The organism is Achromobacter sp. ACM03 (assembly GCF_014851665.1).
Taxonomy (GTDB): domain Bacteria; phylum Pseudomonadota; class Gammaproteobacteria; order Burkholderiales; family Burkholderiaceae_B; genus Achromobacter; species Achromobacter aegrifaciens.
Window position 1 is genome coordinate 148,379 of record NZ_JACVAD010000006.1, and the last position, 20,899, is coordinate 169,277.

The 20,899-nt window shown below is 64.8% G+C and carries 16 protein-coding genes; 11 read left to right on the forward strand and 5 right to left on the reverse strand.

Annotation, left to right across the window (positions count from 1 at the left end; all coding sequences use genetic code 11):
* Window positions 1-383: 383 nt before the first annotated feature.
* The 4 genes from alaC (at window position 384) to IB257_RS24315 (ending at window position 4,855) form a co-directional block, all read left to right on the forward strand.
* A complete protein-coding gene (gene alaC / locus IB257_RS24300) occupies window positions 384-1,571 on the forward strand; it encodes an alanine transaminase (RefSeq protein ID WP_054451081.1) in 1,188 nt (395 codons plus the stop codon).
* 172 nt (window positions 1,572-1,743) lie between these two features.
* Entirely contained in the window at window positions 1,744-3,048 is a 1,305-nt protein-coding gene (locus tag IB257_RS24305) for a homoserine dehydrogenase (RefSeq protein ID WP_054451082.1), read from the forward strand.
* A complete protein-coding gene (gene thrC / locus IB257_RS24310; RefSeq protein WP_119450532.1) occupies window positions 3,045-4,454 on the forward strand; it encodes a threonine synthase in 1,410 nt (469 codons plus the stop codon). The genes IB257_RS24305 and thrC overlap by 4 nt, the downstream gene beginning before the upstream one ends.
* A gap of 179 nt (window positions 4,455-4,633) precedes the next feature.
* Complete coding sequence (locus tag IB257_RS24315; RefSeq protein WP_054451084.1) at window positions 4,634-4,855, forward strand: YgdI/YgdR family lipoprotein; 222 nt, start codon at window positions 4,634-4,636, stop codon at window positions 4,853-4,855.
* Between the two features lie 87 nt (window positions 4,856-4,942).
* Here IB257_RS24315 and IB257_RS24320 read toward each other — a convergent pair whose 3' ends face one another.
* Both IB257_RS24320 and pepN read right to left on the reverse strand, forming a co-directional pair.
* Window positions 4,943-5,965, reverse strand: a complete 1,023-nt coding sequence (locus tag IB257_RS24320) for a class 1 fructose-bisphosphatase (protein WP_054451085.1) — start codon at window positions 5,963-5,965, stop codon at window positions 4,943-4,945.
* Between the two features lie 9 nt (window positions 5,966-5,974).
* Entirely contained in the window at window positions 5,975-8,680 is a 2,706-nt protein-coding gene (gene pepN / locus IB257_RS24325; protein WP_175163229.1) for an aminopeptidase N, read from the reverse strand.
* 148 nt (window positions 8,681-8,828) lie between these two features.
* Between pepN and IB257_RS24330 the strand changes: the two genes are divergently transcribed.
* Window positions 8,829-9,467 (forward strand): DUF4136 domain-containing protein, encoded by a 639-nt coding sequence (locus IB257_RS24330; RefSeq protein WP_082400691.1) that lies wholly within the window; start codon window positions 8,829-8,831, stop codon window positions 9,465-9,467.
* An 88-nt stretch (window positions 9,468-9,555) separates the two neighbouring features.
* On the opposite strand, the gene IB257_RS24335 is transcribed toward IB257_RS24330, so the two are convergent.
* A complete protein-coding gene (locus tag IB257_RS24335) occupies window positions 9,556-9,939 on the reverse strand; it encodes an H-NS family nucleoid-associated regulatory protein (RefSeq protein ID WP_054451087.1) in 384 nt (127 codons plus the stop codon).
* Window positions 9,940-10,734: 795 nt separating this feature from the next.
* Between IB257_RS24335 and tldD the strand changes: the two genes are divergently transcribed.
* The 6 genes from tldD to glcF all read left to right on the forward strand — a co-directional run bounded on the left by tldD (window position 10,735) and on the right by glcF (window position 19,106).
* A complete protein-coding gene (gene tldD / locus IB257_RS24340; protein ID WP_013392574.1) occupies window positions 10,735-12,195 on the forward strand; it encodes a metalloprotease TldD in 1,461 nt (486 codons plus the stop codon).
* Between the two features lie 251 nt (window positions 12,196-12,446).
* On the forward strand, window positions 12,447-13,520 hold the full coding sequence (aroG, locus tag IB257_RS24345) for a 3-deoxy-7-phosphoheptulonate synthase AroG (RefSeq protein ID WP_054451088.1): 1,074 nt from the start codon (window positions 12,447-12,449) through the stop codon (window positions 13,518-13,520).
* A gap of 102 nt (window positions 13,521-13,622) precedes the next feature.
* Window positions 13,623-15,032, forward strand: a complete 1,410-nt coding sequence (locus IB257_RS24350) for an FAD-binding oxidoreductase (protein WP_119450530.1) — start codon at window positions 13,623-13,625, stop codon at window positions 15,030-15,032.
* A gap of 205 nt (window positions 15,033-15,237) precedes the next feature.
* Window positions 15,238-16,737, forward strand: coding sequence for an FAD-linked oxidase C-terminal domain-containing protein (locus IB257_RS24355; RefSeq protein WP_054451090.1), 1,500 nt, complete (start codon window positions 15,238-15,240; stop codon window positions 16,735-16,737).
* Window positions 16,738-16,748: 11 nt separating this feature from the next.
* Window positions 16,749-17,855 (forward strand): glycolate oxidase subunit GlcE, encoded by a 1,107-nt coding sequence (glcE, locus tag IB257_RS24360; protein ID WP_054451091.1) that lies wholly within the window; start codon window positions 16,749-16,751, stop codon window positions 17,853-17,855.
* 6 nt (window positions 17,856-17,861) lie between these two features.
* Window positions 17,862-19,106, forward strand: a complete 1,245-nt coding sequence (gene glcF, locus IB257_RS24365; RefSeq protein ID WP_119450529.1) for a glycolate oxidase subunit GlcF — start codon at window positions 17,862-17,864, stop codon at window positions 19,104-19,106.
* Between the two features lie 36 nt (window positions 19,107-19,142).
* Here glcF and IB257_RS24370 read toward each other — a convergent pair whose 3' ends face one another.
* A complete protein-coding gene (locus IB257_RS24370) occupies window positions 19,143-20,582 on the reverse strand; it encodes an NAD(P)(+) transhydrogenase (Re/Si-specific) subunit beta (protein ID WP_054451093.1) in 1,440 nt (479 codons plus the stop codon).
* Window positions 20,579-20,896: an NAD(P) transhydrogenase subunit alpha gene (locus tag IB257_RS24375; protein ID WP_013392581.1), complete on the reverse strand. Its 318-nt coding sequence runs from the start codon at window positions 20,894-20,896 to the stop codon at window positions 20,579-20,581. The genes IB257_RS24370 and IB257_RS24375 overlap by 4 nt, the downstream gene beginning before the upstream one ends.
* Window positions 20,897-20,899: the final 3 nt, after the last annotated feature.

Sequence of the window (20,899 nt, forward strand, 5' to 3'; positions counted from 1 at the left end):
GGAGAACCGAGGCCCCCACGCCGCACTCGCTGCGCTCGCTTGCTGCCCCCCGAGGGGGTGTTTTGCCTTGGGGCGGCCCGGCGGAGAAACGAGGCCCCCACGCCGCACTCGCTGCGCTCGCTTGCTGCCCCCGAGGGGGCGCGTTTTGCCTTGGGGCGGCCCGGCGGCAAAACAGGGCTTCTTTGCCACGCGATTTCCCTCGGGCGGACCCTGAAATCGGCCCCTTTTTTTCCCCATTTGCCGCACAGCCCTCCTTGCGCTAGATTACAGGGTTTTGCTGCACTGCAATCCCTTGCCGGCGCAGCGTTTCGGACCCTTTTCCCCTTCGCGCATTCGCGCCCTGGTTTTTTCGCCCTTTTTATCGCCCCCTAAGGATTCCCATCATGAGGAAGTTCTCCCGCATCGAGCGTCTGCCCCCGTACGTTTTCAACATTACCGGCGAGCTCAAGATGGCGGCGCGTAGGCGTGGCGAAGACATCATCGACATGTCGATGGGCAACCCGGACGGCGCGACTCCCAAGCACATCGTCGACAAGATGGTGGAAGCGACGACCCGCCCGACCACGCACGGCTATTCCGTGTCCAAGGGCATTCCGCGCCTGCGCAAGGCGATCTGTGACTGGTACCAGCGCCGCTATGCGGTCGAGTTCGATCCGGATTCCGAAGCCATCGTCACCATCGGCTCCAAGGAAGGCCTGGCCCACCTGATGCTGGCCACGCTGGACCGCGGCGACACCGTGCTGGTACCCAACCCCAGCTATCCGATCCATATCTACGGCGCGGTCATCGCCGGCGCCAATATCCGTTCCGTGCGCATGACGCCGGGGGTGGACTTCTTCGAGGAACTGGAACGCGCCGTGCGCGAGTCCATCCCGAAGCCCAAGATGATGGTGCTGGGCTTTCCCAGCAACCCGACCGCGCAATGCGTGGACCTGTCGTTCTTCGAGCGCGTGGTGGCGCTGGCCAAGGAACACGACATCCTGGTCGTGCATGACCTGGCCTACGCCGATATCACCTTCGACGGCTACGTGGCGCCGTCCATCATGCAGGTGCCCGGCGCGCGCGATGTCGCCGTCGAGTTCTTCACGATGAGCAAGAGCTACAACATGGCGGGCTGGCGCATCGGCTACATGGTCGGCAACCGCGAGCTGGTCAACGCGCTCGCGCGCATCAAGAGCTATCACGACTACGGCACGTTCACGCCGATCCAGGTGGCATCCATCGCCGCGCTGGACGGTCCGCAGGACTGCGTGAACGAAATCGTGGCGCAGTACCAAAGCCGCCGCGACGTGCTCGTGCGCGGCTTGCATGAAGCAGGTTGGAATGTGGAAATTCCCAAGGCGTCCATGTACATCTGGGCGCAGATCCCCGAACCCTACAGGGCGATGGGCTCTTTGGAATTTGCCAAGCGCGTCCTGTCGGATGCGAAGGTGGCCGTGTCCCCCGGGATCGGCTTTGGCGAGTATGGCGACGAATACGTGCGCTTCGCTTTGATCGAAAACGAGCAGCGCACCCGGCAAGCGGTGCGAGGCATCAAAGACATGTTCCGCAAGGACGGATTGCTGCGCTAGGCCCACCCCCGAAGCGCTGCGCGCTTCCCCCTCAAGGGGGCGCCGCAGCGGACCGGCAAAGCCGGCTCCGCGCGGCCCCGCGTGGCGCTGCCAAGTGTGGAGTCTTTCGTACAGCAGTTATGGAGAACCGAAAATGAATTCCCCTCAACGCCCGCCTGCAGAAGGCGCCGCGATGAAACCCATGAAAGTCGGCCTGCTCGGCCTGGGCGTGGTTGGCGGAGGCACCTGGTCGGTGCTGTCGCGCAATGCTGAAGAAATCGCACGCCGCGCCGGTCGCCGCATTGAAGTGACCCGCGCCGCCGTGCGCGACGTGGCCAAGGCGCGTGCGCGCGTGGGCGACGCCATCCTGGTCGATACCGATGTGCGCGCGCTGGTGCGCGATCCCGAAATCGACATCGTGGTCGAACTGATCGGCGGCGACACGCTGGCGCGCGAGCTGGTGCTGGAAGCCATCGCCAACGGCAAGCACGTCGTGACCGCCAACAAGGCGCTGCTGGCCAAGCACGGCAACGAGATCTTCGCTGCAGCCCATGAACGCGGCGTGATGGTGACCTTCGAAGCCGCCGTCGCGGGCGGCATCCCCATCATCAAGGCGATCCGCGAAGGCCTGACCGCCAACCGCATCCAGTGGGTGGCCGGCATCATCAACGGCACCACCAACTTCATCCTGTCCGAAATGCGTACGCGCGGCCTGCCGTTCGCCGACGTGCTGGCCGAGGCGCAACGCCTGGGCTACGCCGAAGCCGACCCCACGTTCGACGTGGAAGGCGTGGACGCGGCGCACAAGCTGACCCTGCTGGCGTCGCTGGCCTTCGGCGTGCCGGTCCAGTTCGACCGCGCCTACATCGAAGGCATTTCGCAGCTGGCCGCCGAGGACATCGAGCATGCCGAACGCCTGGGCTACCGCATCAAGCTGCTGGGCGTCACCAAGCGCCGTCCGGACGGCATCGAACTGCGCGTGCATCCCGCGCTGGTGCCGGCCGAGCGCCTGCTGGCCAACGTCGAAGGCGCGATGAACGCCGTGCTGGTCAAGGGCGACGCCGTCGGCCCCACGCTGTACTACGGCCAGGGCGCGGGCGAAGAACCCACCGCCTCGGCCGTGGTGGCCGACCTGGTCGATGTGACCCGCCTGCACACCGCCGATCCGGGCAACCGCGTGCCGCACCTGGCGTTCCAGCCGGACGCCATGTCCGATACGCCGATCCTGCCGATCGAAGATGTCAGCACCTCGTACTACCTGCGCCTGCGCGTGGACGACCAGCCGGGCGTGCTGGCCGACATCGCCCGCATCCTGGCCGACCGTTCCATCTCCATCGGTTCGATGATCCAGCAGCCGTCGCACATCGGCGGCGCCGACATCATCTTCCTGACGCATGAAGCGGTTGAAGGCAACGTCAATCAGGCGATCGAGCGCATCGAAGCCCTGCCGTTCGTGCGCTCGAAAGTGACGCGCCTGCGCGTGGAAAATTTGCTATGAAATACATCTCCACCCGCGGCGGCATGACGCCGCTGCAGTTCTCGGACATCCTGCTGGAAGGCCTGGCGCCGGACGGCGGCTTGGCCGTGCCGGAGCAACTGCCCCAGGTTTCGGCGGAAACGCTGGAGTCCTGGCGCGGCCTGCCGTATGCCGACCTGGCGTTCGAAGTGCTGTCGCTGTTCGCCACCGACATTCCGGCCGACGACCTGCGCCGCTTGACGCGCGCGGCCTACAACCAGCAGACCTTCAACAGCGAGGACATCGTCCCGCTGCGTCCGCTGGACGGCGGCCTGTCGCTGCTGGGCCTGTCTGAAGGGCCGACGCTGGCCTTCAAGGACATGGCCATGCAGTTCCTGGGCCAGGTCTTCGAATACGTGCTGGCCAAGCGCGGCACCACCCTGAACATCGTGGGCGCCACCTCCGGCGACACGGGTTCGGCGGCGGAGTACGCCTTGCGCGGCAAGAAGGGCGTGGCGGTGTTCATGCTGTCGCCCCACGGCCGCATGAGCGCCTTCCAGCGCGCGCAGATGTATTCGCTGCAGGACGAGAACATCCACAACATCGCCGTGCGCGGCGTGTTCGACGAAGCCCAGGACATCGTCAAGGCCCTGGCCGGCGATCTCGAGTTCAAGAGCAAGTACCGCCTGGGCGCGGTCAACTCCATCAACTGGGCGCGCATCGCCGCCCAGGTGGTGTACTACTTCCACGGCTGGCTGCGCGCCACCAGCAAGGCCGGCGAGCAGGTTTCGTTCGCGGTGCCCTCGGGCAATTTCGGCAACATCCTGTCCGGCCACATCGCGCGCAGCATGGGCCTGCCGATCCGCCGCCTGGTGCTGGCCACGAACGAAAACAACGTGCTGGAAGAGTTCTTCCGCACGGGCGTCTATCGTCCGCGTCCCGCCGAGCAGACCTACGCCACCTCCAGCCCGTCCATGGACATTTCGCGCGCGTCGAATTTCGAGCGCTTCGTGTTCGACCTGGTCGGCCGCGACGCGGCGCGCGTCAAGGAACTGTGGGCCGGCATGGCGCGCGACGGGTCTTTCGATCTGTCCGCCCTGAAGCCGCAGTTCGAGGAACGCTATGGCTTCGTGTCGGGCGCAAGCACGCACGAAGACCGCCTCGCGACGATCCGTTCGGTCTACGACGAAACCGGCGTGCTGATCGATCCGCACACCGCCGATGGCGTCAAGGTCGCGCGTGAATTCGTCGAGCCCGGCGTGCCCATGCTGGTCCTGGAAACCGCCTTGCCGGCGAAGTTCTCGGAAACCATTGAAGAGGCCCTGGGCCGTCCGGCCACGCCGCCGGGCAACCTGGCCGATCTTGAATCCTTGCCGCAGCGCGTCGAACTCATGGATTGCGATGCGGGCGCCGTGCGCCGTTTCATCGAGGCGAACGCCAAGGTGTAAAGGCCGCTTGCGTCTTGTATGCGTGTGCAACCCCTCGCAGGCCGGGCCTTCGAGGGGTTTCTTTCATTTTGGCGGGTCAGCGGCTTTACCTTCGCATGCATTTTGACCACAACCCGTCACGAATGCGGGGACAGTGTCAGATACAGTGAATTCACGATTCACTTTCGGAGAACACGCCCATGAAACTGAAGACCATGACGCTCGCCCTGGCCGTGACCGGATTCGGAGTGCTGGCGGGATGCTCGTCTCCGTCGGTCATTCAGCAGCGGGATGGCAGCTCGACCGTGACGCCGGACAAGCCCGAGTACGACAAGGATTCGGGCATGTACGAATACGACAAGGACGGCAAGAAGGTCCAGATCAACAAGGACGACGTGAAGTCGATCGAACAGGTGAAGTGACCGCCGTTCCGATATGCTTGTCCATGCAAAAAGCCCCGGCCGCTCAAGGCGCCGGGGCTTTTTCGTTGGCGCAGGGCGCCCGCAGCGTTACTGCTTGGCTGCGTCTTCGGCGTGGTAGCGGCCGACGCGGTCGACTTCGTTCTTCGAGCCCAGGATCACGCTGACGCGCTGGTGCAGCTTGTCAGGCTGGATCTCCATGATGCGCTGCGTGCCGTTGATCGCGGCGCCGCCGGCCTGTTCGACCAGGAAGCTCATGGGGTTGGCTTCGTACATCAGGCGCAGCTTGCCGGCCTTGCCAGGTTCGCGGGCATCCCACGGGTACATGAAGATGCCGCCGCGGGTCAGGATGCGATGCACGTCGGCCACCATGGAGGCGATCCAGCGCATGTTGTAGTCCTTGCCCAGCGGACCGGTCGTGCCGGCCAGGCAATCGTCGACGTAGCGCTTGACCGGGGCAGCCCAGTGGCGCATGTTCGACATGTTGATGGCGAATTCCTTGGTGTCCTCCGGCACGCGGATGTTCTCGTGCGTCAGCACCCACGAGCCCATTTCGCGGTCCAGCGTGAAGCCCACCACGCCATTGCCGATGGTCAGCACCAGCATCGTCTGCGGACCATAGACGGCATAGCCGGCCACGACCTGCTTGTCGCCCGGTTGCAGGAAGTCCTGCTCGCACACCGGCGCGCCCGATACGTCATGCGGGGCGTGCAGCACCGAGAAGATGGTCCCGATGGAGACGTTGACGTCGATGTTCGAAGAGCCGTCCAGGGGATCGAACAGCAGCAGGTATTCGCCCTTGGGGTAGCGGTTCGGAATCAGATGGATGGTTTCCATCTCTTCCGAGGCCATGGCCGCCAGATGGCCGCCCCATTCATTGGCTTCGAGCAGGATTTCGTTGGACAGCACGTCCAGCTTCTTCTGCACTTCGCCCTGGACATTCTCGCTTTCCAGGCTGCCGAGGACGCCGCCGAGCGCGCCCTTGCTCACCGCATGGCTGATGGCCTTGCAGGCGCGCGCGACCACTTCGATGAGCAGCCGCACTTCCGGCGCGAGGGCTTGGGCGGAGCGCTGCTGCTCCACCAGGTATTGGGTCAGTGTTTTACGTTTCAAAGGAACCTCCTATGCTGCGAATTCTAAAGCCTTGGATACGATTTCCTGCACATTGCGCGACAGGCCTTCCTGTGCGCGCACCCGCTGCAGGGCGGCCTGCATAGGCGTGCGCAGGGCGGGCACGAAGCGTGCCCAGTTGTCCAGCGCGCGCGCCAGGCGGGCGGCAATCTCGGGGTTGAGGGCATCCAGCGCCAGCACCTGCTCGGCCCAGAAGGCGTAGCCGGTGCCATCGGGGTGATGCATGCCGCGGGCGTTGTTCAGGCAGAACTGGAAGATCAGCGAGCGCGCGCGGTTCGGGTTGCGCAAGGTGAACGCGGGGTGCTGCATCAGCTCGCGCGCGGTCTGCACGGTGGTCGAGCGGGCCGCAGCCTGCAGGGCGAACCACTTGTCCACCACCAGGGCGTTGTCGCGCCATTTGTCGTAGAAAGCGGCAAGCGCCTTGTGCGGGAAGTCGCCCTGGCCGAAATTGATCAGCGCGGACAGCGCCGCCATGCTGTCGGTCATGTTGCCGGCCTTCTCGTACTGCTGCTCGGCCAGGCGCTGGGCATCCGGTTCGCCCGCCGCCATCAGGTGGCTGAGCGCCAGGTTCTTCAAGGCGCGCCTGCCGGCCGGAACCGGCGCCGGACTGTATTCGCCCGGGGTCTGGTTGTCGTCGAATGCCTGGCGGAATTCGGCGGACAACTGGCGTCCCAGTTCGGCGCGCAGGAAGTCGCGCGCGACCGCGAGGGCCGGCGGGTCCACCTGCTGCATGCGTTCTGCCAGGGTCTTTTCGGACGGCAGGGCCAGGGCGCGGGCGCGATAGGCGGCGTCCAGCGCCGGATCGGTCAGCAACGCGCGCCAGGTCTCGATGAAGGCGGCGTCGGCATGCAGGGTCTTGCCGGCCTGGCGGGCCTCGGCCAGCGCCAGGATCTGGCGGGTGGCGAATTCCTGGCCGGCCTCCCAACGCGCGAAGGGATTGCCGTCGTGCGCCGACAGCAGGGCCAGTTCTTCGTTGGTCCAGTCGTAGTCCACGATGACCGGGGCCGAGAAGTCGCGCAATAGCGACGGCACGGGACGCTCGGCGATATCCTCGAATACCCATTGCTGGCTTTGCTGCGTCAGTTCCAGCAGCGCGGTGTCCAGGACCGCGCCAGCATGGCGCAGTGGCAGCGCGCGGCCGTCGCGGTCCAGCAAGCCGATGGCGAACGGGATGTGGAAGGGGGCCTTGACGTAGTCGGCGCCGGCCTTCTTCTCCACGCCGACCGGCGGGCATTCCTGGGTGAGCGTCACGGTGCAGCGGCGCGCGGCGGCGTCGTGGTCGAGCTTGACGGTCACGCGCGGCGTGCCGGCCTGGCGGTACCAGCGGCGGAACACGGACAGGTCGCGGTCCGGATGCTGGCGTACGTAGACGGATTCCATGGCGGCGACGAAGTCGTCGCAGGTCACGGCCTGGCCGTCATGGCGGCGGAAGTACTCGTCCATGCCGGCGCGAAAGCCTTCCTCGCCCAGCAGAGTGTGCTGCATGCGGATGACTTCGGCGCCTTTCTCGTACACGGTGGCCGTGTAGAAGTTGCCGATCTCCTGGTAACTTTCAGGCCGGATCGGATGGGCCATGGGACCGGCGTCTTCCGGAAACTGGGCGGCGCGCAACGCCACAACGTCGTCGATGCGCTTGACCGCGCGGGCGCTCGCGGCCTCGGCGGCATCCATGCCGTGGGCCATCATGTCGGCGCTGAATTCCTGGTCGCGAAAGACGGTCAGGCCTTCCTTCAGGCTCAGCTGGAACCAGTCACGGCAGGTGACGCGGTTGCCGGTCCAGTTGTGGAAGTACTCGTGTCCGATGACGGATTCGATGCCTTCATAGTTGGCGTCCGTGGCCGTATCCGCATCCGCCAGCACGTAGGCGGCGTTGAAGATGTTCAAGCCCTTGTTTTCCATCGCGCCCATGTTGAAGTCATGGACGGCCACGATCATGAAGCGGTCCAGGTCCAGCTCCAGGCCGAAGCGGCTTTCGTCCCAGCGCAGCGCGCGCACCAGCGAATCCAGCGCCCATTCGGTCTTGGATTCCGAGCCCGGGTCGCTGTAGACCTGCAGCAGCACGTCGCGGCCGCTGGACGTCTTCACGGTGGTTTCGCGGTGGGTGAGCTTGCCTGCCACCAGCGCGAACAGGTAGCAGGGCTTGGGGAAGGGATCTTCCCATTCGACTTCGTTGCGGCCGTCGGGCAACTGGCGCGTGGCCAGCAGGTTGCCGTTGGACAGCAGCACCGGATACTCGGGCTGGGCGCGCAAGGTCACGCGGTAGCGCGACATCACGTCGGGCCGGTCGGCGAACCAGGTGATGCGGCGAAAACCTTCGGCTTCGCATTGGGTGAAGAAGTTGCCGCCCGAGACGTACAGGCCCATCAGCGTGGAATTGGCCGACGGTTTGCATCGGCTGACGATTTCCACCGTGGCGGCGGGGGGCAGGCCGTAAAGGGCCAGGCTGTGTTCGGAAAGGCGGTAACTGTCGGCGGGCAGGGCCGTGCCATTCACGCCTACCGAGACGAGTTCCAGGTCTTCGCCGTCCAGGATCAGGGCGGCGTCGGCGCTGGCCCCGGCCTTGCGTTGCACTTGCATCGTGCAGCGCACTTCGGTCGCGTCCGGCGCGAGGTCGAAGGCGAGGGCGACTTCGGGAATGTCGTAGGGGTAGGGCTGGTAATCCTTGCGATATACGGTTACGGGCGTGTCTGTGCGCATGGGATTGCAGTCCTGTATGAACGAGGGTTCTATTGTAGTGGCTGGGCAAGACGCGCCGACCTGGGCCGTTTGGCGTACCGTAAACTTTTTGTAGCGGTCTGAGTCAAAGTCAGTATCATGGCGCCGTCGCGCGCCAGAGGGGTGTCAAATGTCGAGGTTGTCCATGTTCAATATGCGCCGCTGGGCCGGTCTGCTGGCCGTGGCGGGGGCGTTTGCCCTGACGGGTTGTGCCGCGCCCACGGTTTCCGCGCGGGTCACTTCCTTTCAGCAATGGCCCGCAGGCGTGGAGGGGCAAACCTACCAGTTCATTGCCGCCGACGCCTCGCAAAACAATAATCTCGAATATCAGTCCTATCAGGACATGGTGCGGGCCGGCATAGGCGCAACCGGCCTGGTCGAGGCCAGGCCTGGCGCCAAGGGTCGTTTCGACGTGTCGTTCAACTACGGCACCTCGCAGACCCAGATAATGGTGCAGCGTCCGTACGACCCATATTTCTACGGCGGCTACGGCTACGGAGGTTTCTACGGTCCGCGTCCGTGGGGAGCGGGATATGGCTACTGGGGGCCGGACTGGGTGGACGTGCCCATGGTCGTGCAGCGCAATACCCTCACCCTGCATATCTACGACACGCAGCGCAGCGGCGCCGAGGTATACCGTTCCAGCGCTTTCATATTGAGCGAGCGCGACGATTTCCTGCGTACCATGCCGTACCTGGTGCGCGCAATATTTGATAATTTTCCCGGGAATAATGGCGCGGAACGCGAAATCCGCTTCCCCGTGCAATGAAATCGGCGTGGCTTTTCGGTCCCGCCTTTAAATAAAATCGGCGCACCAAAATGGTGCGCCGATTTTTTTCTTACTGGCGAATAGGTTCTTATTCTTTGATAAGAAAACTGTCGCGGGTCGCGCCTGCGGCTTCTTCCGCGGCGAGCCAGCGGGGAGCCTTGCCACGGCCGCTCCACGTTTCCCCTGTTTGAGGATGGCGGTACTTGGGCGCAACGGCGCGTTTGGCGGCGTTGGCCGGACGGGCAGCGGCGCCAGCCTTGCGGCGGCCGCCGGTGGCGGCGCGGGCGGGTTTGCCGGCGCCATAGGCTGCGACGATTTCTTCAGGCGTGATGTCGTACTCGCGCATCGACGTGATGATCTGCGTGATCACGGGCTTGCGACGCTTGGTTTGCAGGACTTCAGCCTTCTTTTGTAGCTTGTTGATTTCCTTTTCGATCTTTGCTTGCAGTGCTGCGTAGGATTCTCGGGCCATGGTTTATTCCTGATTATGGAACTGCTGTAATCGCCGGCGAAGTTATTGTGTAATTGTTGTGCCTCGCATAATACAGAAGTTACGGCTTGACTTCCTGGTTTCTGAAGCAATTACTTTGTATCAAAAGAGTCCGATACCGTTTTCAGGCGCGCGAGTGCCCGCGACGAGCCAAGTATTGGGAAGGATATTCTCGAATTTGGGACAACTTGAAACAATAGGGGTATTGGTTCACGAGGCGGACGAATAGCCGCGCGTGCCCTTGCATCTGCCCGATTTGTCTCGCAAAGCGCGCAAATGCGGGGCTTCCAGGCTTGGCGCCTGCCTCGAGCAAGCGGTGTGCGAGGCGTTCCCAGAAGTCTGATGACGTGATGGCGGGAACGAATGAATTGTCTAGCAGTCTGATATTGGTCCAACCTGATCAGATGGGGTCCTCGCGCTGCGAGCCCTGCGAGCTGTTTGGCATATTTCATTTTGATGTCAGGTTGTATGACGAGTTTGGCCCGAGATGTCTGAATCCCTTTGCCTATATGCCAGGTGGCTGCAAATGCTCCATGGCGACCAGGAAAAAGGGGCGCATCGAACATCGTTTGAGCTCGTCAATTCAACTTGATATGTAATATTCCGGCCCCATGCATACCTCCGCAGATAATGCCCGCGGTATTTTTGGCCGCCGACGCGTACCTTCCGGAGATCCGTGGCTGGCGCCATGTCGCCGGGCCGCGCCAGCGTTACGATATGATCTCGAGTATCACCGCGAGCGCGCGCCAGCGCGCCGCCGTCTCCTGTACAGAGCCCATGAAAATCATCGATCCCGCCATTGCTTCCCTCGCCACCGCCAAATCTCTGCTGCTCGACCCCTGGGGCCTGACCGAGGCGGACATGGCGCGCGCGCTGGGTGAGATCTTCACGCACAAGGTCGACTACGCCGATCTGTATTTCCAGTACACGCGCAGCGAGGGCTGGAGCCTGGAAGAGGGCATCGTCAAGACCGGCAGTTTTTCGATCAGCCAGGGTGTCGGGGTACGCGCCGTGAGCGGCGAGAAAACCGCCTTCGCCTATTCGGATTCGCTGTCGCCCGAAGCGCTGTTGTCGTCCGCGCACGCGGTTCGCGGCATTGCGCGCCGCGGCGCTGGCAAGGTAAAGGTGGCGGCGCAGGTCGAAGCCGAGATCGGCCGCAGCCTGTATGCCGATATCGATCCGGTTGCCACCTTGAGCGCTCCCGAGAAGGTCGCGCTGCTGGAACGCGTGGAGCGCATGGCGCGCGCGCGCGATCCGCACGTGATCCAGGTCATGGCGGGGCTGGGCGCCGAATATGACGTGGTGCTGGTGGCCGGCAGCGACGGCCGCCTGGCCGCCGACGTGCGTCCGCTGGTGCGCCTGTCGCTGACTGTCATTGCCGAACGCAATGGCCGCCGCGAAATGGGTCACGCGGGCGGCGGCGGCCGCCTGGGCCTGGCCTATTTCACGGACGAAATGCTGCAGGGTTATGTCGAGCGCGCGGTGCACGAGGCCATGGTGAACCTGGAAGCGCGCCCGGCGCCAGCGGGTGAAATGACCGTCGTGCTGGGTTCGGGCTGGCCCGGCATTCTGCTGCACGAGGCCGTCGGCCACGGGCTGGAAGGCGACTTCAACCGCAAGGGCTCCAGCGTGTTCTCCGGCCGCATCGGTGAGCGCGTGGCCTCCAAGGGCGTGACCGTGGTCGACGACGGCACGATCCCGGATCGCCGCGGCTCGCTCAATATCGACGACGAAGGCAATGCCACCCAGCGCAACGTGCTGATCGAGGACGGTATCCTGCGCGGCTACATGCAGGACACGCTGAACGCGCGCCTCATGAAGACCGCCGCCACCGGTAACGGCCGCCGCGAATCGTTCGCGCATCTGCCCATGCCGCGCATGACCAATACCTACATGCTGGCGGGCGACAAACCGGCCGAGGAAATCGTGTCTTCCGTCAAGCGCGGCTTGTACGCGGTCAACTTTGGCGGCGGCCAGGTCGACATCACCAACGGCAAGTTCGTGTTCTCGGCGTCCGAAGCCTACATGATCGAAAACGGCAAGGTGACCTATCCGGTCAAGGGCGCCACCCTGATCGGCAACGGTCCGGACGCCATGAACCGCGTCACCATGATCGGCAACGACCTGCAGCTGGATTCCGGCGTGGGCACTTGCGGCAAGGATGGCCAGAGCGTGCCCGTGGGCGTGGGCATGCCCACGGTCCGCATGGAAGGCCTGACCGTCGGCGGCACCGCCTGACTCAAAAACACGGATGACGGCTCGAAAAAATTGTGCTAGAGTCATTCCCCATGAAATTCGCGTCCCCCGCTTTTTATTTTTATTTTTATGGTTTTCTGAAGCCGCTGGCGGAGGAAGGGACGCGCTCAATCTGAAGTTTGGAAAGAATCCCCCCAAAAAAGCCGCCAGCGAACTGGCGGCTTTTTTTGCGCCGCCAGTTGAGGAAACCATCTCGGGAACATCCCCGCGGCGGGCAACCCAGGAGCAGTACCGTGTCACACAATACCGATGACCTTCGCATTCGAGAAATCAAAGAGCTGAACCCGCCCGCGCATGTCATGCGCGAGTTCGCCTGCACCAAGGAGGCGTCCGACACCGTGTTCGCCGCCCGCCAGGGGATGCACCGCATCCTGCACGGCATGGATGACCGGATGATCGTCGTGATCGGCCCTTGCTCCATCCATGACACCCGCGCGGCTATCGAATATGCGAAGCGCCTGAAGCCCGTGCGCGACCGGCTGAGCGCCGACCTGGAAATCGTGATGCGCGTGTACTTCGAGAAGCCACGCACCACCGTGGGCTGGAAGGGCCTGATCAACGATCCGGACCTGGACGGCAGCTTCGACATCAACAAGGGCGTGCGCGTCGCCCGTGAACTGCTGCTGGACATCAACAGCATGGGACTGCCGGCGGGTTGCGAGTTCCTGGACATGATTACGCCGCAATACATCGCGGATCTGGTCTCCTGGGGGGCGATCGGGGCTCGGACGACGGAAAGCCAGGTGCATCGCGAGCTGGCATCGGGACTGTCGTGTCCGGTGGGGTTCAAGAACGGCACCGACGGCAATGTGAAGATCGCGGTCGACGCGATCAAGGCGGCGTCGCAGCCGCACCATTTCCTGTCGGTGACCAAGGGTGGGCATTCCGCCATCGTGTCGACGGCCGGCAACGAGGACTGCCACGTCATCCTGCGCGGCGGCAAGACGCCGAACTACGATGCGGCCAGCATCGAGGCGGCCTGCCAGGACATGTCCAAGGCCGGCCTGGCGCAGCGCATCATGATCGACGCCAGCCACGCCAACAGCAGCAAGAAGCCCGAGAACCAGCCGTTGGTCATCGAAGACGTGGCGCGTCAGATGGAAGCGGGCGACAGCCGCCTGGTGGGCGTCATGGTTGAAAGCCACCTGCTGGGCGGCCGCCAGGACATGGTGCCGGGTACGCCGCTGGTCTACGGCCAGAGCATCACCGACGGCTGCATCGACTGGGACGCCTCGGTCGCCGTGCTTGAACGCCTGGCCCATGCCGTGCGCGAACGCCGCCGCGTCGCCCTGACTTCCGGCAAATAAGCCCCTGGCAGCGCCGCGGATCGCCAAGGCCTGGCGGTTTGCGGCGCGGTGCGCGCGGCGGCGTAGAATAATCAGGTTAACGAACCCGAGATCACGCTGACCATGAACGCTCCCTTGCACGCAGAATCGTTGCGCCGCCCGGTGCCGGCCGCTTGTCTGGATGCCTTGCGCGCCCGCTTTGGCGACCGCCTGTCCGAATCCTCCGCCATGCGCGACCATCATGGCCGCGATGAATCTCCCTATCCGGCCATGCCGCCGGACGCCGTGGTCTTCGCGCACACGACCGAAGAAGTGGCCGAGATCGCCAAGCTGTGCAACGAGCATCGCGTGCCGCTGATTCCCTATGGCGCCGGCTCTTCGCTCGAAGGCCATATTCTGGCGATCCAGGGGGGCATCAGCCTGGACCTGTCGCAGATGAACAAGGTGTTGGCGGTCAACGCCGAGGATCTGACCGCCACCGTGCAGGCAGGCGTGCTGCGCAAGCAGCTCAACGAGGAAATCCGCGACACCGGCCTGTTCTTCCCGATCGATCCGGGCGCCGACGCGAGCCTGGGCGGCATGGCGGCCACGCGCGCTTCCGGCACCAACGCCGTGCGCTACGGCACCATGCGCGAGAACGTCATGTCGTTGACCGTGGTGACGGCGGACGGGCGCATCATCCGCACAGCGGGCCGCGCCCGCAAGTCCTCGGCCGGCTATGACCTGACGCGCATCTTCGTCGGCAGCGAAGGCACCCTGGGCATCATCACCGAAGTGACGGTGCGCCTGTATCCCCAGCCTGAAGCCGTGTCGGCCGCGGTCTGCAATTTCCCCACGCTGGATTCGGCGGTGCAGAGCGTGATCGAAATCATCCAGATGGGAGTGCCGGTCGCGCGCGTCGAGTTCATGGACGCGGCCAGCGTGCGCGCGGTGAACCTGCACAGCAAGCTGACCCTGCGCGAAACGCCGCTGCTGGTGTTCGAGTTCCACGGCAGTCCCGCCGGCGTGCAGGAGCAAGCCGAAACCGTGCAAGCGATCACGGCAGACCATGGCGGCATGGACTTCGAATGGGCAGAGCGTCCCGAAGACCGCAGCCGCCTGTGGACCGCGCGCCACAATGCCTACTTCGCCGGCCTGCAACTGCGCCCCGGCTGCCGCGCCAGCACTACCGACGTCTGCGTGCCGATCTCGCGCCTGGCCGATTGCGTGCGCGACACGGTCGAAGAACTCGACCGCGCCAGCTTCCCCTACACGATCGTGGGCCACGTCGGCGACGGCAACTTCCATGTGCTGATGCTGCTCGATGCGGACAGCGCCAAGGAATGGGAAGAATCCGAAACCATCAACCACAACCTGGTGCGCCGCGCGATCGCCGCCGACGGCACCTGCACGGGCGAGCACGGCGTGGGCCTGCACAAGATGCAGTTCATGGCCGAAGAGCATGGCGAGGACGCCCTGGATCTGATGCGCAGCCTGAAGCACGCGTTTGATCCGAACAACATTCTCAATCCTGGCAAGATCGTGTCCTGGTAAGCCTGCTTCGGCAGCGCAGCCGATATCCGAAGCCGACGGCGCGCCGTCGGCTTTTTTCTTGCCGTCCTCAGGCGCGAACGAGGAGGGCGGCTTTCGCGGTGCGGCAGGCGATTACGGCTGGTTACTTATCTGGCGTGCCATAGGTGCACGGATGCGGGTAAATCCCGGTCTGCTAGTGACGGGCGCTCGCGCTATTGTTGCGCTCATGAATTCATTGGTCGAAACCGGCCTGGCACAAGTGCAGGCGCCTTATTCCTTGCAGCAGCTCATCGAGGCGTTGTCGGCCGTGTTGCCCGCGCACTGCGTGTTGTTCCGCGAAGAAGATACGCGTCCCTACGAGTGCGACGGCCTCTCCCTGTATCGCGCGCTGCCTGCGGTCGTCGCCCTTCCTGAAACGGAAGAGCAGGTGCAGGCCGTCATGCGCATCTGCAAACGCCTGAATGCGCCCGTGGTCGCGCGCGGCGCCGGCACCGGCTTGTCCGGCGGCGCCATGCCGCATAGCCGCGGCGTGTTGCTCGGCTTGTCCAAATTCAATCGCATCAAGCACATAGACCTGGCCAGCGCCACGGCCATCGTGCAGCCGGGCGTACGCAATCTGGCGATCTCGGAGGCGGCCGCGCCTTACGGGCTGTATTACGCGCCTGACCCTTCCAGCCAGATAGCCTGTTCCATCGGCGGCAACGTGGCGGAGAATTCCGGCGGCGTGCATTGCCTGAAGTACGGACTGACCGTGCACAACGTGCTGCGCGTGCGGGTCGTGACGATCGATGGCGATGTGGTTGAACTGGGTTCCGAAGCGCCCGATGCGCCGGGCCTGGACTTGCTGTCCGTCTTCATCGGTTCGGAAGGCATGCTGGGCGTGGTCACGGAAGTGACGGTCAAGCTCATTCCCAAGCCGGCCTGCGCGCAGGTCGTCATGGCCAGTTTTTCCAGCGTGGAAGCAGCGGGCAATGCGGTCACGCAGGTGATCGCGGCCGGCATGATACCCGCGGGCCTGGAGATGATGGACCGCCGCGCGACCCACATGGTCGAACCCTTTGTGCGCGCCGGCTACGACATGGATGCGCAAGCCATCCTGCTGTGCGAATCCGACGGCACGCCTGAAGAGGTGGAGCACGAGATCGCGCGCATGGAGGCCGTGTTCCGCGAGGCCGGAGCCACGCGCTGCCAGGTCTCGTCATCAGAGGCCGAACGCCTGAAGTTCTGGGCCGGCCGCAAGAATGCCTTCCCGGCCGCGGGGCGCGTATCGCCCGATTACTATTGCATGGACGGCACGATACCGCGCCGCCATCTGGCGCGCGTGCTGGGCGCCATCGAACAGATGGAAGACGAATTCAGCCTGCGCTGCGCCAACGTCTTTCACGCAGGCGACGGCAACCTGCACCCGTTGATCCTGTTCGATTCAAACAAGCCGGACGAGGTGGAGCGCGCCGAGAAATTCGGCGCCGCCATACTCGAGCTGTGCGTGCAGGTAGGAGGGACCGTGACCGGAGAGCACGGTGTGGGTATGGAGAAAATAAATCAAATGTGCGTGCAATTCTCTCGCGAAGAACTCGACGCGTTCCTGGCGGTCAAGCGGGCCTTCGATCCGCCCTGCCTGCTCAATCCTGAAAAAGTCATCCCTACGCTGGCCCGCTGCGCCGAATACGGCAAGATGCACGTCCATGCGGGAGAGTTGCGCTTCCCCGATCTCGCCCGTTTCTAGGACCTGTCCTTATGGATTTCGTCCTGTCGGAATTGTGCGACCAGGTCATGACGGCCCGTGCCGGCCATAAACCCCTGTTTGTGATGGGCGGGGGCAGCAAGGCGTTCTATGGCAATTACCGCCCGGTGACGCCGCAGGACGGCCACTGCCTGCTGGACATGACTCCCTATCGCGGCATCGTCAGCTACCACCCGTCGGAGCTGGTGGTGACGGTGCGCGCGGGTACGCCGCTCGCCGAACTTGAAGCCGCGCTGGCCGAGAACGGACAGATGCTGGCCTTCGAGCCGCCGCATTTCTCGGCGTCCGCCACGGTGGGCGGATGTGTCGCGGCGGGGCTGTCAGGCCCGCGCCGCATGAGCGCCGGCGCGCTCAAGGACTTTGTCCTGGGCGCGCAACTGCTGGATTCGGAAGGCCGCATCCTCTCGTTCGGCGGCGAGGTCATGAAGAACGTGGCGGGCTATGACGTGTCGCGCCTGTTGGCCGGTTCGCATGGCATCTTCGGCGCCATACTCGAAGTCTCCCTCAAGGTCGTGCCGCGGCCGATGGAAGAGATCACCCTGGCGTTGCCCGCGACGCAGGCGCAGGCCTTGGCCAGCTTCGCCCTGTGGCGCGGCAAGCCGTTGCCGATCTCGGCCACCAGCTGGAGCGGTGACGAGGCGGGCGCCGAAGGCCAGATGGCCGTGCGCCTGTCGGGCGCGCCGCCCGCGATCGCCAGCGCCCGCCAACTGATAGGCGGCGCGCCGATGGCGCCCGAGGCCGCGCAGGCCTGGTGGCGGTCGCTGCGCGAGCAGACGCATTCCTTCTTCGCGCCGGGCCGGCCCTTGTGGCGCCTGGCGTTGCCGCCCACCGCCGCCGCGTTGGCGCTGGGGCCGACCTTGCTGGAATGGGGCGGAGGCCAGCGCTGGCTGTCGGGCGAGCAAGACGCCGCCGCGCTGCGCGAGACCGCCGAGCGGCTGGGCGGCCACGCCACGCTGTTCCGCACCGGGCAGGGCAAGCCGCCTGCCGACGGCGTATTCCATCCGCTGGCGCCCGGGATCGCCTCGATCACGCGCCGCCTCAAACAAGAGCTCGATCCGGCCGGCCTGTTCAATCCCGGCCGCCTGGTCCTAGATCTATAGGGCATCATGCAAACCAATCTTGCATCCTGGGCACGCGATACCGATCTGGGCAAGGAGGCCGACGCCATCCTGCGGCGGTGCGTGCACTGCGGTTTCTGCACCGCTACCTGTCCGACGTATCAGGTGCTGGGCGACGAGCTGGACAGCCCGCGTGGGCGCATTTATCTGATCAAGCAAGTGTTGGAGGGCGCCGAGCCCACGCAGTCCACGCAGCAGCACCTGGACCGCTGCCTGACTTGCCGCAATTGCGAAACCACCTGTCCGTCCGGCGTCCAGTATGGCCATCTGGTGGATATCGGCCGCAAGATCGTGGAAGAGCGCGTGCCGCGCAGCTGGGCCGACAAGACCAAACGCAGCTTGTTGCGCAAGACCATGCTGTCGCCGCTGTTCGCGCCCGCGATGCGGCTGGGGCAGGCGGTGCGCGGCATGCTGCCGGAGGCGCTCAAGCGCAAGGTGCCGGAACGCCGCGCGGCGGGGCCGCTGCCGCAGGTGGCGGGCCATGCGCGGCAGGTGCTGATGCTGGCGGGATGCGTGCAGCCCGCCATGATGCCAACCATCGATGCGGCCACCATCCGCGTGCTGGACGCGGTGGGCATAGGCGCGCGCATCGCGCCCGGCGCCGGCTGTTGCGGCGCGGCCAGTTTCCACCTGGACGCGCAGGAAGAGGCCTTGGTGCAGATGCGCGCCAACGTCGATGCCTGGTGGCCGCTGCTGCAGGATGGCAAGGTCGAGGCCATCGTGATGAACGCGTCGGGCTGCGGCGCCATGGTCAAGGAGTATGCGCATCACCTGCGGCACGATCCGGCCTACGCGCAAAAGGCCGCGGACATCGTGGCGCTGGTGAAGGATGTGGCCGAGATCGTCGCGCCGCATGCGGCGCAATTGCGCGCGCGGCTGCCTGCGGGCACGCGCGCGGCATTCCATCCGCCATGCACGCTGCAGCATTGGCAGGGCCTGCGGCCGCTGTCGGAACAATTGCTGGCGGATCTGGGTTTTGCGTTGCAGCCGTTCGCCGACAAGCACTTGTGCTGCGGTTCGGCGGGCGCCTATTCGGTATTGAATCCGGAGATTGCGCTGGAACTGCGCGACCGCAAGCTGGGCGCGATCGCCGCGGGCGGACCGGACGTGATCCTGTCAGCCAACATCGGCTGCATCGGCCATTTGCAAAGCGGCACCGACACGCCGGTGCGGCATTGGATCGAAGTGGTTGACGAGCAATTGCGCCAGCCTGCGGGCCAGCGCGGCGCGTAGGCGCCGGACGCCTGGCGGCATCCGGCGCCGGGCGTCTTACTCCACGGCCTTGACCATGTCTTCAAGCACCTTCTTGGCGTCGCCGAAAACCATCATCGTGCGGTCCATGTAGAAGAGCTCATTGTCCAGGCCCGCGTAGCCCGATGCCATGGACCGCTTGTTCACGATCACGGTGCGGGCCTTGTAGGCTTCCAGGATGGGCATGCCGGCAATGGGCGACTTCGGGTCGTTCTTGGCGGCCGGGTTGACCACGTCGTTCGCGCCCAGCACCAGCACCACGTCGGTCTGGCCGAACTCGCTGTTGATGTCTTCCATTTCGAAGACCTGGTCGTAGGGCACCTCGGCCTCGGCCAGCAGCACGTTCATGTGGCCGGGCATGCGTCCCGCCACCGGGTGGATGGCGTACTTGACCGTCACGCCGCGCTCGGTGAGCTTTTCCGCCAGTTCCTTCAGCGCGTGCTGCGCGCGCGCCACCGCCAGGCCGTAGCCGGGAACGATGGTCACGCTTTCGGCGTTGGTCATCAGGAAGGCGGCGTCGTCGGGACTGCCCGACTTGACGCTGCGCTGCTGCGCATCGCCCGCCGCAGCGGCGCCGCCAGCCTGGCCGCCGAAGCCGCCCAGGATCACGTTGAAGAACGAACGGTTCATCGCCTTGCACATGATGTAGGACAGGATCGCGCCCGAGGAACCCACCAGCGAACCGGCGATGATCAGCATGGGGTTGTTCAGCGAGAAACCGATGCCGGCCGCCGCCCAACCCGAGTAGCTGTTCAGCATGGACACCACCACCGGCATGTCGGCGCCGCCGATCGGGATGATGATCAGCACGCCCAGCACGAAGGCGATGAGCGTCATGATGATGAAGGGCGTCCATTCCTGCGTGAGCATGAACCAGATGCCGCAAGCCAGCATCAGCAGCGCCAGCGCCAGGTTCAGCATGTGCTGGCCCGAGAACACCACCGGCGCGCCCTGGAACAGGCGGAACTTGTACTTGCCCGACAGTTTGCCGAAGGCAATGACCGACCCCGAGAACGTAATGGCGCCGACGAAAGTGCCGATGAACAGCTCGAAGCGGTTGCCGGTGGGAATCGGCACGCCGACGGGCACGATGCCGAAGGCATGCGGCTCCGCCACCACGGCCACCGCGATGGCGACCGCCGCCAGGCCGATCATGCTGTGCATGAAGGCGACCAGCTCGGGCATCTTGGTCATCTCGACGCGCTTGGCCATCAGCGTGCCGATGGAGCCGCCAACCAGCAGGCCCAGCACGACCCAGCCCAGGCCGATGGTGGCGGCGCCGTCGCGCGCCAGGCCGACGATGAGCGCGGCCGTGGTCAGCACGGCGATCGCCATGCCGGCCATGCCGAACGCATTGCCGAGTCGCGACGTGGTCGGATGCGACAGGCCCTTGAGCGCCTGGATGAAGCAGACCGAGGCGATCAGGTACAGCAGGGTGACGAGGTTCAGCGAGATCATTTCGCTTCCTCCTTGCCCGCCTTGCGGTCCTTTTTCTTGAACATTTCCAGCATGCGCCGGGTCACGAGAAAGCCGCCGAACACGTTGACCGCGGCCAGCGCCACGGCGAAGACGCCCATGCCGCGCGCCAGTCCGCCTTCGGTCAGCGCGGCCGCCAGCATGGCGCCCACGATGATGATGGCGGAGATGGCGTTGGTGACTGCCATCAAGGGCGTGTGCAGGGCGGGGGTGACGTTCCACACGACGTGGTAGCCGACATAGATGGCCAGCACGAAGATGATGAGATTCATCAGGGTGGGGTTGATCGCTTCCATGCT